Origin of the sequence: Vibrio profundi (genome assembly GCF_005281835.1) — a bacterium.
Lineage (GTDB): Bacteria > Pseudomonadota > Gammaproteobacteria > Enterobacterales > Vibrionaceae > Vibrio > Vibrio profundi.
In genome coordinates this window covers 155159-167627 of record NZ_RZIS01000008.1, presented here as the reverse complement: position 1 = coordinate 167627, position 12469 = coordinate 155159, and the positions used below count along the sequence as shown (strand labels likewise).

Here is a 12469-nt window from a genome sequence, read left to right as displayed (position 1 = left end):
GGACTATGAACGAGTTACAAGGGAGTTACAAGTTGAGAGTTCAGAAGGTTGTTGAACTGGGTATCCCATTTTTTAAATACCTACTCACCCGCATGAAGCATGATCGCGTCAATGTGAATGCCGGTTATCTTGCCTATATTACATTGCTGTCAATTGTGCCAATGTTGACAGTATTATTGTCTATCTTGTCGTCATTTTCGGTATTCGCCGATGTAGGCATCGTACTCCAGAACTTTATTATCAATAACTTTGTTCCGGCTGCTGGAGATGCGGTCCATGGCGCGTTACTCGAGTTCGTCTCTAACACTGGCAAAATGACAGCGGTAGGTAGTGTGTTTTTATTCGTGGCGGCGTTAATGCTGATCTCTAACATTGATAAGAATTTAAACTACATATGGCGTGTGACGCAAAAACGCCGAGCGGTCTTTTCATTTTCGATGTATTGGATGGTTTTGACGCTTGGACCAATTCTGGTTGGGGCGAGTATTGCTGCGACGTCTTATGTGACGTCTTTGAAATTGCTAGAAAGCGAGACCATTTCTGGTGCATTTAACTTACTGCTACGTTGGCTACCATTCATCTTATCGTTTAGTGCATTTGTTGGCTTATATCTCTTAGTGCCAAATAAGAAGGTGTATGTGTCGCATGCGGTGCTGGGCGCTTTTGTTGCCGCGATATTGTTTGAGTTAAGCAAGAAAGGGTTTGCGGCTTATATCACCCAGTTTCCTTCGTACCAGCTGATCTATGGCGCACTTGCGGCTATTCCTATTTTGTTTGTTTGGGTCTATCTCTGTTGGTTGATTGTTTTGATTGGTGCAGAAGTCACAGCAGCATTAGGTGAACGTGAACAGTGGAGTCAGCAAGTAGAAATGGTACACTCTGCGGATAAGCAAGATGAAGTCGTAGAAGGAACAAGCAGTGATAGCACTGATTCAAAGGGTAAGTGAAGCCGCCGTTCGAGTAAATGGTGATACTGTTGGTGAAATCGACCAAGGTCTACTGGTTTTATTAGGCGTAGAAAAAGACGATGATGAAGCGAAAGCGAAACGCCTGGTAGAACGCGTAACGACTTACCGTGTGTTTGAAGACGATGACGGTAAGATGAACCTGAACGTGAAGCAGGTGGGCGGAAAGGTATTGGTGGTATCGCAATTTACTTTGCCAGCCGATACGAAAAAAGGTACACGTGCAGGGTTTTCTAAAGGAGCACATCCTGCTGATGCAGAGCGTCTATACGATTACTTCTCAGATCAATGCGAACTGCTATTACCGACAGAAAGAGGGCAATTTGCCGCAGATATGAAAGTGTCACTGGTAAACGATGGCCCTGTGACATTCTGGTTGCAAGTATAAAACGGATTTTAATGGATAATGGAAAAGAACATCAATTGGTGACTTTCTAGTTATCCGCACTAAGGATATTCATGTTTAAACTAATAACGCCTAAAACAGAAAACCAACTGAACAAGTATTACCACTTTCGTTGGCAGATGTTACGTGAACCTTGGCGGATGCCGATCGGTTCAGAGCGTGACGAATATGATCCTATGAGCCACCATCGAATGATTGTGGATGGACGTGGACGTCCGATGGCGATTGGCCGTTTATACATTACTCCTGATTTTGAAGGGCAGATCCGCTACATGGCTGTGAAGAATTCACGTCGTAGTAAGGGTATGGGGTCCTTGATTTTGGTGGCGCTAGAGTCGTTAGCCCGTCAAGAAGGCGCTAAACGCTTGGTGTGTAATGCGCGTGAAGATGCGATCGCTTTCTATGAGAAAAACAGCTTTGAGCGTCGCGGAGAAATTAATGATCAGCGTGGTCCAGTTCGACATCAACAAATGGTCAAGCCGCTAGACCCTATGGCTGATGTGTTGCGCCGTCCTGAATGGTGTAGTGAGCTCCAAGAACGTTGGGAAAACCAAATCCCGATCAGTGACAAAATGGGCATCAAGATCAACCAATACACAGGTTATCAGTTTGAATGTAGTGCTCAGCTAAACCCTAACTTAAACCCTCACAACACCATGTTTGCCGGCTCAGCTTTTACGTTGGCAACATTGACAGGCTGGGGCATGACTTGGCTGTTGATGAAAGAGCGTGGCTTGAGTGGTGATATCGTTCTGGCCGACAGTAATATTCGTTATCGTCATCCTGTCGAGCAAAGCCCAGTCGCATCGACGTCACTAGACGGGATCAGTGGCGATTTAGATAGGCTTGCTTCAGGTAGAAAGGCTCGTATTGTGATTCACGTAACCATCTACAGTGGTGATGTGGCCGCGGTAGAGTTTGTGGGGACTTACATGTTGCTTCCTGATTATAAGAAAGTGCTTCAGGAGCCTCAGCCCTCTTCAGATGAGGAGTAGTTTACTCCTCTGAATCCTCGGGTGTGGCTTGCGATGGTGTGGAGTGGATGGTATCGGTATCAACACACTCGACGTTCTGTTGATACTCACCACTGATGAAGTCTCCCGTAAGTGAATAACATCCTTGATTCAAGTTAATCGGCAGTTTGTGCTGCTCGGGAGTCAATAAATCCACCTCTCCTTCAGCAACAATACCTTTGGTTTCCTCGCCAGTAATATCGACTCCTTCAAATATAATCCGGCCTCGGTCCATCTGAATTTTTATGTCTGAGATCGATACAGGCAGTGCTTTGGTTTTTTCCTCATCAGTATTAGGCACTTCAACCCCAGCATTACGAATAGAGCCGTTCAGCTGTCCCGTCAAAGAGTGTGCGAGCATGCTTTGATCACCAACTAAACCTTTGGCTTGCAGTTCAAATTCCGCGAGGCCGTGTAAAGCAACCGGCAAACCTAATCGAGAGAATACAGGTAGGGTCGGTATACCATCTGCAGTTACTAGCACGTTCCAAGGTTGGCTGAGCGCAGCAAAATTGAGATTGGCCTCGGCTTCGATATAACCTTCTGCGAGCGGTGCAAAGAGGCGCGTAAGTTGCCATCGGCCCTGTTTACTGTTCATCTCGACGACAGCGTGAGAGGTCAGTATTTTATCGTAGCTGGCATTGTTCACTGCTGCTCGTAGTTCTCCTTGCCATAATCCAGCTTTCCCTTGGGATAACAGCTGAAGTTGCTTACCCTCAACATCTAACCCCGATATTTGCCAAAATGGCTCTTCAGCCAGTTGGATAAATTGGCTGCGTTTGATAGATAGCTCTTGAATGCTGATGTCATTGAGCTGTTGAACCCAACTAGGAAGTGGAAGATCTGGTTGCTTGTGATCTGATGACCACTTGATCCCTTGAAGCGATAGTTGAGCCAAATCTATTCGGTTTGGAGTGAGTGCGCCATTGAGTTGGATCCTTCCTTGTTGCCATTGGCCAGAAAACTGGTTGATGGCGATCTGATTAGGCGTGAAGGATAAGTTTAAACTCGGGCCTACCAACGGTTGTTGGTTGGCGGAAATACCTTCGGCTTGAATAGAGAGCTCGCCCTGTGTTTGTTGCCAAGGCTTAAAGGGGAGTGATAGGTTTTCAACAGACATATCAAATCCAGCTAAGTGCCAGCTTTGCCCTTTCAGGTCGCTGCGGATAATGTCTAAACTATTAATGTGGTTAATATTGATGAGCTCTATTGGCCAAGGCTTGCTGAAGATTTCAGTCGTTTGAGCTGAGTCTAGAATCAGGCCATCGAGTGTGACATTAATGAGCGACCAGTTTTGGGTGAACTGCTCAGCTTGCCCTGATACTTTGGCGCCGCGCCAAGTGAAAGAGCTGCCGTAAATCGTACTATCTTGAGGCTTAAAGTCGGCGTCGATAAGCAATCGGTCGATCGCTTCACCGTGCCAGTAAATTTGCTCGGCAGTCAGTTGCAGTTCACCAAAAGGAAAGCGTTGTGTCGAAGAAAGCCACTGAGGGTTCTTTACTTGAAGGTTAACACCACGAGAGTTGAACTCATCCTGCGCATAATCGAGGTTATTGATCGCCAGCTGGTGGAGCGTGACTTGATATTGATCGATGAAATCATGAATCGAGAAGTTATCTAGACCATGCTGAAGGCTGGCTCCATCGATCAGTAGGCTGCTAATGATTGGTCGTCTTTGAGTAAGGCTGTTTAGCTCGAACCAAATGTCCACTTGTTCTAAATAATGCGTGTCGTTCGCTGTGATATCGACGCCAGATAATGTGAGATGATAGGGCATACTAACGCTGGTCGATTCTACTTTGACAGGCACGTTAAATAGAGAGTTGAATACATAATTGATGACCGGCGCACCATATTGAGTATTCAGGCTAGCAAGGAATCCACCAATCGAAACGGTGATGAGCATGAGTAACAGCGAGAGTGTAATGAGCGCCTTCTTCATTCCTTGAAATACTCCATGATGAACTTTCGGCTTTGGTTGACCGTAATGCGTTGCAAATAGAGTGGAACAAAAAACGCGAGGCTTCAACAAAAAAGCCCCTCAAAAGAGGGGCTTGCTACAGAAATATCACTTTTAAGGCAATGTAGCTGCGTTAGTCTAGCTGAGGACCTGCTGCTACTAGTGCTTTACCTTCATCGTTGTCGGTGTACTTATCAAAGTTATTGATAAAGCGTTCCGCTAGGTCTTTCGCCTTGCTTTCCCACTGAAGTGGATCCGTGTACGTATCGCGTGGGTCAAGAATACCAGAGTCAACGTCATGCAGTGCTAGTGGCACTTCAAGGTTGAACATTGGAATTACTTTGGTATCCGCTTCGTCGATTGAGCCATCTAGGATAGCGTCGATGATGCCACGAGTATCTTGGATAGAGATACGTTTACCAGTGCCGTTCCAACCTGTATTGACTAGGTAAGCTTCCGCCCCCGCTGCTTCCATACGCTTCACTAGCACTTCAGCGTACTGAGTTGGGTGAAGTGTTAGGAATGCCGCGCCAAACGCTGCTGAGAACGTTGGGGTTGGTTCTGTGATGCCACGCTCCGTACCTGCAAGCTTCGCAGTGAAACCAGATAGGAAGTGGTACTTCGTTTGCTCTGGCGTTAGCTTAGAAACTGGAGGAAGCACGCCGAATGCATCTGCAGTTAGGAAGATAACTTTTTGAGCGTGACCTGCTTTTGATACTGGCTTAACGATGTTCTCGATGTGGTGAATTGGGTAAGAAACACGAGTGTTTTCTGTCTTAGAACCGTCATCAAAATCGATAGAACCATCACCACGAACCGTTACGTTTTCTAGTAGCGCATCACGACGGATCGCGTTGTAGATTTCTGGTTCCGCTTCTTTAGACAGGCGAATCGTTTTTGCGTAGCAACCGCCTTCAAAGTTGAAGATACCATCGTCGTCCCAACCGTGCTCGTCATCACCGATAAGCTGACGTTTAGGATCGGTTGAAAGCGTTGTTTTACCTGTACCTGATAGGCCGAAGAATACCGCTACATCGCCTTTCTCGCCCACGTTAGCACTACAGTGCATTGAAGCAATACCTTGCAGAGGAAGTAGGTAGTTCATCATTGCGAACATGCCTTTCTTCATCTCACCGCCGTACCAAGTACCACCGATGATTTGAACGCGCTCTGTTAGGTTGAAAGCAACGAAGTTTTCAGAGTTTAGACCCTGCTTTTCCCAATTAGGGTTAGTTGTTTTAGCACCGTTCATTACCACGAAATCAGGTTCGAACGTTGCTAGCTCTTCGTCAGTTGGACGAATGAACATGTTCTTAACGAAGTGCGCTTGCCACGCTACTTCAGTAATGATTCGTACGCTAAGACGCGTATCTGGGTTAGCACCACAATAACCGTCAATCACAAACAGGCGTTTGCCTGATAGCTGCGTTGTCACAAGCTCTTTTAGCTCATTCCATACTTCAGTCGTGATAGGTTTGTTGTCGTTTTTGCCTTGATCTGACCACCACATGGTATCGCGGGTAGTGTCATCTTTTACGATGTATTTATCTTTTGGTGAGCGTCCAGTAAAGATACCAGTGTCAACAGCAACCGAGCCTAGTTCAGTGACTACACCTTTTTCGTAGCCTTCTAGACCTGGTAGTGTTTCTTCAACGAATAACTGCTCGTAACTTGGGTTACGCAGAACCTCAGTTACACCAGTTAGCCCGTGTTTGGTAAGATCAATTTGTGCAGCCTTTGTATGTTCCATAACGGTCATAGGTGCTCCTTGTAGGATATTTTGTAGGGATTTTGGTATTAATTTGTAATTATTTTTATCAGCTCACCATTCTTGTCACGAGATTGGGAAGCAGGGTATAGCTCAAAATATACCCATAAAAACCATAAGGTTTTAAGTGTCTCGTCACATATTGGTAGGGCTAGTTTATCCTGTGCGCAAACCTTTGCGCTAGATCAAAATGATTATTAATTGATTAAAATTAAGCAGTGATTTTATTACGTGAAAGCCCCGTGAATACTGGCTTTGGATCACAAAAAGGCCAGCATTACGCTGGCCTTTTGTTGGGTAAATTACGTGTTTGCTAAACGCGGTAAATTAATGAACCGTATTATTGCCCTTATCCGCTGCATCGGCATATAAAGCGTCAACATCGCTCTTGTCGAAAGAGTAGTTAGTACCACAATAATCACAGTGAAGAGCAACGCTGCCTTCAGTAGTTAAGATGTCGTAGATCTCTTCTTTCGCGACAGTAATAATCGCAGAGCCACTACGCTCACGAGAACATCCGCAGAAGAACTCTACTGGTTGAGGCGTGAAAAGCTGTACTTTCTCTTGGTTGTACAAACGGTAAAGCAGTTCGTTTGCTTCTAGAGAGAATAACTCTTCGTTTTTCACTGTGTCTGTTAGTTGCTCTAGGTGCTCGAAATCATTTGGAGTACCAGTGCCGTCAGGCATCACTTGTAGCAGCATACCAGCAGCGTGCGGCTTACCATTATATTCACCTGTACGAATCCATAAGCGTGTTTTTAGCTGTTCTGAATTGGCGAAGTAACCTTCTAGCACTTCTGAAAGTGTATCGCCTTCTAACCCAACTACGCCTTGGTAACGCTCGCCTTTCTTAGGTGTAATAGTGATCACTAGGTGACCTTTACCCATCATGTCGTGCAGGCCAGCGTCGTCAGCGATCTCGCCTTCAAAGCGCGCTACGCCACGGACCTTCTGATCGTGGTCACCATTAATGACAGCAAGAGATACTGGGCCGTCACCTTGTAGCTGCATAGTGATTGAGCCTTCAAACTTTAGTGTTGCTGTCAGTAGTGTGGTTGAAACCAATAGCTCACCAAGCAGTTTTTGTACTGCTGCCGGGTATTCCTTGCTAGAAATAATTTGCTGGTACGCTTCATCCAGTTGTACCAGTTCACCGCGTACAGAAAGATCTTCAAATAGGTAGCGGTTTAAAATGTTGTTTGCCATTACTTCAGTGGTCATATGGATGGTCCAGCTTATTGATGTTTAAATTTAATAATATCGCGACGCTGCTTTTTATCAGGGCGGCGCTCTGGGCTTGGGCTATGAGCGTGCAATTTACGTTGCTTTGCAAACTCTTCTCTTTTCGCCAAGCTTTCAGCGGTTTCACTATAGAGAGTTTGAGCGATTGGAGCCCCACCGCGATGCGCGGAGATTTTCTCTATTGTGACCGTTTTTTCTTCATTTCCTTGGCGTAGTGTAATCACGGCGCCAAGTTCAACAATTTTACTCGGTTTACTACGTTGGCCATTATAGTGGACTTTGCCGCCATCGACCATATTACGAGCAATTGAACGGGTTTTATAAAAGCGAGCTGCCCAAAGCCATTTATCAAGCCTGACAGCTTCATTATCGGTTTTCATAATGGCTTATAGCCTCTCAAGAAAGTGATGAATGCGGCGTATTAGTCAAATTACTGAGTGTATTTTGAGTAGTTGAAGCTAACAATGGAGTCGAGGCAGCATTTTTTCAAGGTAACCTACAAAATAGCTTTGGGGATGAAGCACATTGAAAAGGTTGTGATATAGTCCATAAACCTCACCTTATATAAAATACGTAAATAGTAGAGCGTTGTAGCATTACGACCTCATTGAAAGAGAAGGGATTGATACGAGTGAAGTTTTTAGAGCTCGGAAGTGGATTGGAGCGTTATCCTTCATTGAGCCGATGGTTACAAAATGGTCCTGAATTACAGCAAAAACTCAGTGTGGTAGCTTGCTGCATTTTATTGGGTATTTCTGCTTGGATTTTAGGCCAGCTCGCTTGGTTTATTGAACCATCACAGCAATCTATTGTCCCTTGGAAAGCGTCCGTTTCCTCTTCGCAGCAGCCAACGTCTTCTTTGGATCTGTCGACTCTGCAGAAAAGTAACTTATTTGGTGCTTATAGCGAATCTAAGCCTGTGGTTCAAAAGCCTGTGGTTCAAGATGCGCCTAAGACCCGCCTCAATTTAGTGTTGGTTGGCGTCGTGGCAAGCTCTAACCCAGAAGTGAGCTTAGCGGTTATCGCAAATCGTGGTAGACAAGCGACGTATGGCATTAATGAAGATATCGAAGGTACACGCGCAAAACTGAAAGCGGTTCTAGTTGATCGCGTGATCATTGAAAACTCTGGTCGTGATGAAACCTTGATGCTAGAAGGCATCGAATATAAGCGTTTGGAAGTATCTGAGCCTAAAGCGAAGCCGTCATCATCAGTGATTGGCAATAATCCGGTCGATAAAGAAGAGAAGTTATCGTCTATTAAAGCGGCGATTACCAAAGATCCGCAACAAATTTTCCAGTATGTGCGTTTATCTCAAGTTAAGCGTGATGGCAAAGTGTTGGGCTACCGTGTGAGTCCGGGAAAAGAGCCTGAATTGTTTCATTCAGTTGGTTTAAAAAGTGGTGATATCGCCACACAACTCAACGGTCAAGATTTAACGGATCCGGCCGCGATGAGTACTATTTTTCGTACTATCTCAGATCTTACCGAACTTAACTTAACGGTTGAGAGAGATGGTCAGCCACATGATGTTTATATTGAATTTTAAAAACTTACGCCATGATGGCGAGAGTGTAGGAGAAGTACGTGAAGCATTGGTTTAAGAAAAGTGCATGGTTACTGGCAGGAAGCTTAGTTTGCACACCAGCCGCTATCGCAAATGATTTTAGTGCCAGCTTTAAAGGCACCGACATTCAGGAATTTATCAATATTGTTGGTCGTAATTTAGAGCGCACCATCATTGTCGACCCTTCGGTTAGAGGAAAAATTGATGTACGCAGTTACGACGTACTCAATGAAGAGCAGTATTACAGTTTCTTCTTAAACGTTTTGGAAGTGTACGGTTATGCTGTGGTTGAAATGGAATCCGGCGTACTGAAAATCATCAAAGCCAAAGATTCGAAAACGTCTGCTATTCCCGTTGTCGGTGATCGCGAAACCATTCAAGGCGACAGCGTAATTACCCGAGTTGTAGCGGTGCGTAATGTTTCGGTTCGTGAACTTTCTCCTTTGCTACGCCAACTGAATGACAATGCAGGTGCGGGTAACGTTGTTCACTATGATCCAGCTAATATCATTTTGATCACAGGCCGTGCTGCGGTAGTGAACCGCTTGGCGGATATCATTAAGCGAGTGGACCAAGCGGGTGACAAAGAAATTGAAGTCGTTGAGTTAGCAAATGCATCGGCTGCGGAAATGGTCCGTATTGTTGATGCATTGAATAAAACGACTGATGCGAAAAACACCCCTGCTTTCCTACAACCAAAGCTTGTAGCTGACGAGCGCACTAACTCGATCTTGATTTCAGGCGATCCTAAAGTACGTAGTCGACTAAGAAAGCTAATTGAGCAGCTTGATGTAGAAATGGCGACTAAAGGCAATAACCGAGTGGTTTACCTTAAATATGCCAAAGCAGAAGATCTTGTCGATGTATTGAAAGGTGTATCTGACAACCTACAGGCAGAGAAGCAAACCTCTTCGAAGAGTAAGGGTGCGAATCGTAACGAAGTAATGATCGCCGCTCACCCAGAAACCAACGCATTAGTTGTGACTGCTCCGCCTGATATCATGAATGCATTGCAAGATGTGGTAGCGCAACTGGATATTCGCCGTGCGCAAGTTCTGATTGAAGCGCTTATTGTAGAAATGGCAGAAGGCGATGGCGTTAATTTAGGCGTGCAATGGGGCAACTTAGAAACAGGCGCGATGATCCAATACAGCAACACTGGCGCTTCAATTGGTAATGTGATGGTTGGCTTAGAAGAGGCAAAAGATTCAGAAGAAACGACCACTATTACTGATGATAACGGTAATGTTACTGGCTTTAATACCGTGACGAAAGAGGGTGACTACTCTACTTTGGCTTCTGCACTTTCTGGCGTGAATGGTGCGGCTTTAAGTGTGGTAATGGGTGACTGGACTGCATTGATAAGCGCGGTTTCCACAGACTCTAACTCTAACATTCTGTCTTCTCCAAGTATTACCGTCATGGATAATGGCGAAGCATCTTTTATTGTGGGTGAAGAAGTTCCTGTTCTTACTGGCTCAACAGCTGGCTCAAGTAACGATAACCCTTTCCAGACGGTTGAACGTAAGGAAGTGGGTATTAAGCTGAAAGTGGTTCCTCAAATTAACGAAGGCGACTCGGTTCAGCTGAATATTGAACAAGAGGTATCTAATGTACTAGGTGCTAATGGTGCAGTAGACGTGCGTTTTGCTAAGCGTCAATTGAATACTTCAGTGATCGTTCAAGATGGCCAAATGTTGGTACTTGGCGGTTTGATTGATGAACGCGCTCTTGAAAGCGAATCTAAGGTTCCACTACTAGGTGATATCCCTTACCTTGGTCACCTTTTCAAGTCGACCAGTACACAGGTTGAGAAAAAGAACCTGATGGTATTCATCAAACCAACTATTATTCGTGACGGCATGATAGCCGACGGTATTACTCAGCGTAAATATAACTACATTCGTGCTGAGCAGCTATACAAGTCAGAGCAAGGCCTTAAGCTGATGGATAACGACAATATTCCGGTATTGCCGAAGTTTGGCGACGACATTCGTCATCCTGCTGAAATCCAAGCCTTTATCGATCAAATGGAAGCGCAGTAATGGTTGATATGTTAGATACGGCGAGAGCTTATCAACGACTGCCGTTCAGTTTTGCAAACCGTTATAAAATGGTTCTGGAGTACACACACCCAGAGCGTGCTCCAACCTTGTATTTTGTTGAACCATTAAGTGCTACTGCGATCTTAGAAGTACGCCGCGTTGTGAAAAGTGGCTTTACTCCTGAAGCAATAGCTGAAGAAGAATTCGAAGTTAAACTCACTCAAGCTTATCAGCGTGACTCTTCTGAAGCGCGTCAGCTAATGGAAGATATCGGCGCAGATAACGATGATTTCTTCTCTCTTGCAGAAGAACTGCCACAAGATGAAGACTTATTAGAATCGGAAGATGATGCGCCTATCATTAAATTGATCAACGCCATGTTAGGTGAAGCGATCAAGGAAGGAGCATCAGATATTCATATCGAGACCTTTGAAAAGTCGCTATCGATTCGTTTCCGTGTGGATGGCGTACTACGAGATGTACTTGCGCCAAGCCGTAAACTGGCTCCATTGCTAGTTTCGCGTGTGAAAGTTATGGCGAAGCTCGATATCGCAGAAAAACGCGTTCCACAAGATGGACGTATTTCGCTTCGAATTGGTGGTCGAGCGGTGGATGTGCGTGTATCTACGATGCCTTCCTCGCATGGTGAGCGCGTTGTAATGCGTCTTCTGGATAAAAATGCCACTCGCTTAGACCTACATAGCTTGGGAATGACGCCAAGTAATCATCAAAACTTCCAACATCTTATCCAACGTCCACATGGCATTATCCTAGTTACGGGCCCGACAGGTTCTGGTAAATCGACAACGCTTTATGCTGGTTTGCAAGAGCTCAACAGTAATGAACGTAATATATTAACGGTTGAAGACCCGATTGAATTTGATATCGATGGTATAGGTCAAACTCAAGTAAACCCTAAGGTTGATATGACGTTTGCGCGTGGATTACGTGCCATTTTACGTCAGGATCCTGATGTAGTAATGGTGGGTGAGATTCGTGACTTAGAAACCGCACAGATTGGTGTTCAAGCATCTTTGACTGGTCACTTAGTAATGTCGACGTTACACACCAACACCGCTGTTGGTGCTATCACTCGTTTACGTGATATGGGCATTGAACCTTTCCTGATTTCTTCTTCTTTGTTGGGCGTTTTAGCTCAACGTTTGGTGCGGACTTTATGCAATGACTGCAAAGAGCCCTATGAAGCTGACAAAGAACAGAAAAAGCTTTTCGGTTTAAAGAAAAAAGAAGATTTAACGCTTTATCATGCAAAAGGTTGTGAGCATTGTAACCATAAAGGTTACCGTGGCCGTACGGGTATTCATGAGCTATTGATGATCGATGAGTCCGTACAAGAGCTGATCCATAGTGAAGCGGGTGAGCAAGCGATTGAAAAAGCAATCCGAGAAACGACGCCAAGCATCCGTGACGATGGCCTTGATAAAGTTAGGTTAGGTGTGACTTCGTTAGAAGAAGTTATGCGAGTGACCAAGGAAGTTTAAG

10 protein-coding genes are annotated in these 12469 nt (G+C 45.0%); 6 read left to right on the top strand and 4 right to left on the bottom strand.

Translation table 11 applies throughout. The features are described from left to right. Positions 1–5 precede the first annotated feature (5 nt). The 3 genes from ELZ11_RS18395 (at position 6) to ELZ11_RS18385 (ending at position 2366) form a co-directional block, all read left to right on the top strand. A complete protein-coding gene (locus tag ELZ11_RS18395; RefSeq protein ID WP_137358839.1) occupies positions 6–947 on the top strand; it encodes a virulence factor BrkB family protein in 942 nt (313 codons plus the stop codon). After that, entirely contained in the window at positions 919–1353 is a 435-nt protein-coding gene (gene dtd / locus ELZ11_RS18390; protein WP_137358838.1) for a D-aminoacyl-tRNA deacylase, read from the top strand. The genes ELZ11_RS18395 and dtd overlap by 29 nt, the downstream gene beginning before the upstream one ends. Before the next feature lie 71 nt (positions 1354–1424). Beyond that, the gene (locus ELZ11_RS18385) at positions 1425–2366 is read left to right on the top strand and encodes a bifunctional GNAT family N-acetyltransferase/hotdog fold thioesterase (protein ID WP_137358837.1); all 942 of its coding nucleotides are present in this window, start codon (positions 1425–1427) and stop codon (positions 2364–2366) included. A 1-nt stretch (position 2367) separates the two neighbouring features. On the opposite strand, the gene ELZ11_RS18380 is transcribed toward ELZ11_RS18385, so the two are convergent. The 4 genes from ELZ11_RS18380 to hslR all read right to left on the bottom strand — a co-directional run bounded on the left by ELZ11_RS18380 (position 2368) and on the right by hslR (position 7734). Further along, positions 2368–4326: an AsmA family protein gene (locus tag ELZ11_RS18380; protein WP_137358836.1), complete on the bottom strand. Its 1959-nt coding sequence runs from the start codon at positions 4324–4326 to the stop codon at positions 2368–2370. Positions 4327–4477: 151 nt separating this feature from the next. Next, on the bottom strand, positions 4478–6103 hold the full coding sequence (gene pckA, locus ELZ11_RS18375) for a phosphoenolpyruvate carboxykinase (ATP) (RefSeq protein ID WP_137358835.1): 1626 nt from the start codon (positions 6101–6103) through the stop codon (positions 4478–4480). Positions 6104–6439: 336 nt separating this feature from the next. After that, complete coding sequence (hslO, locus tag ELZ11_RS18370) at positions 6440–7318, bottom strand: Hsp33 family molecular chaperone HslO (protein WP_137358896.1); 879 nt, start codon at positions 7316–7318, stop codon at positions 6440–6442. Between the two features lie 29 nt (positions 7319–7347). After that, positions 7348–7734: a ribosome-associated heat shock protein Hsp15 gene (gene hslR, locus ELZ11_RS18365; RefSeq protein ID WP_137358834.1), complete on the bottom strand. Its 387-nt coding sequence runs from the start codon at positions 7732–7734 to the stop codon at positions 7348–7350. Positions 7735–7985: 251 nt separating this feature from the next. Here hslR and gspC point away from each other — a divergent pair, with 251 nt between their 5' ends. Genes gspC through gspE form a run of 3 tightly spaced genes read left to right on the top strand, consistent with a single transcriptional unit; the run spans position 7986 to position 12468 of the window. Further along, positions 7986–8903, top strand: coding sequence for a type II secretion system protein GspC (gene gspC / locus ELZ11_RS18360; protein WP_374939841.1), 918 nt, complete (start codon positions 7986–7988; stop codon positions 8901–8903). Between the two features lie 38 nt (positions 8904–8941). Continuing rightward, a complete protein-coding gene (gene gspD, locus ELZ11_RS18355; RefSeq protein ID WP_137358833.1) occupies positions 8942–10966 on the top strand; it encodes a type II secretion system secretin GspD in 2025 nt (674 codons plus the stop codon). Next, the gene (gspE, locus tag ELZ11_RS18350) at positions 10966–12468 is read left to right on the top strand and encodes a type II secretion system ATPase GspE (protein WP_137358832.1); all 1503 of its coding nucleotides are present in this window, start codon (positions 10966–10968) and stop codon (positions 12466–12468) included. Before gspD ends, gspE begins: the two co-directional genes overlap by 1 nt. Position 12469 lies beyond the last annotated feature (1 nt).

Coding starts and splice junctions, on each gene's coding strand:
- ELZ11_RS18385 (WP_137358837.1), top strand. CDS start 1,425: ATGTTTAAACTAATAACGCCTAAAACAGAAAACCAACTGAACAAGTAT.
- pckA (WP_137358835.1), bottom strand. CDS start 6,103: ATGACCGTTATGGAACATACAAAGGCTGCACAAATTGATCTTACCAAA.
- ELZ11_RS18380 (WP_137358836.1), bottom strand. CDS start 4,326: ATGAAGAAGGCGCTCATTACACTCTCGCTGTTACTCATGCTCATCACC.
- gspE (WP_137358832.1), top strand. CDS start 10,966: ATGGTTGATATGTTAGATACGGCGAGAGCTTATCAACGACTGCCGTTC.
- hslR (WP_137358834.1), bottom strand. CDS start 7,734: ATGAAAACCGATAATGAAGCTGTCAGGCTTGATAAATGGCTTTGGGCA.
- hslO (WP_137358896.1), bottom strand. CDS start 7,318: ATGGCAAACAACATTTTAAACCGCTACCTATTTGAAGATCTTTCTGTA.
- ELZ11_RS18395 (WP_137358839.1), top strand. CDS start 6: ATGAACGAGTTACAAGGGAGTTACAAGTTGAGAGTTCAGAAGGTTGTT.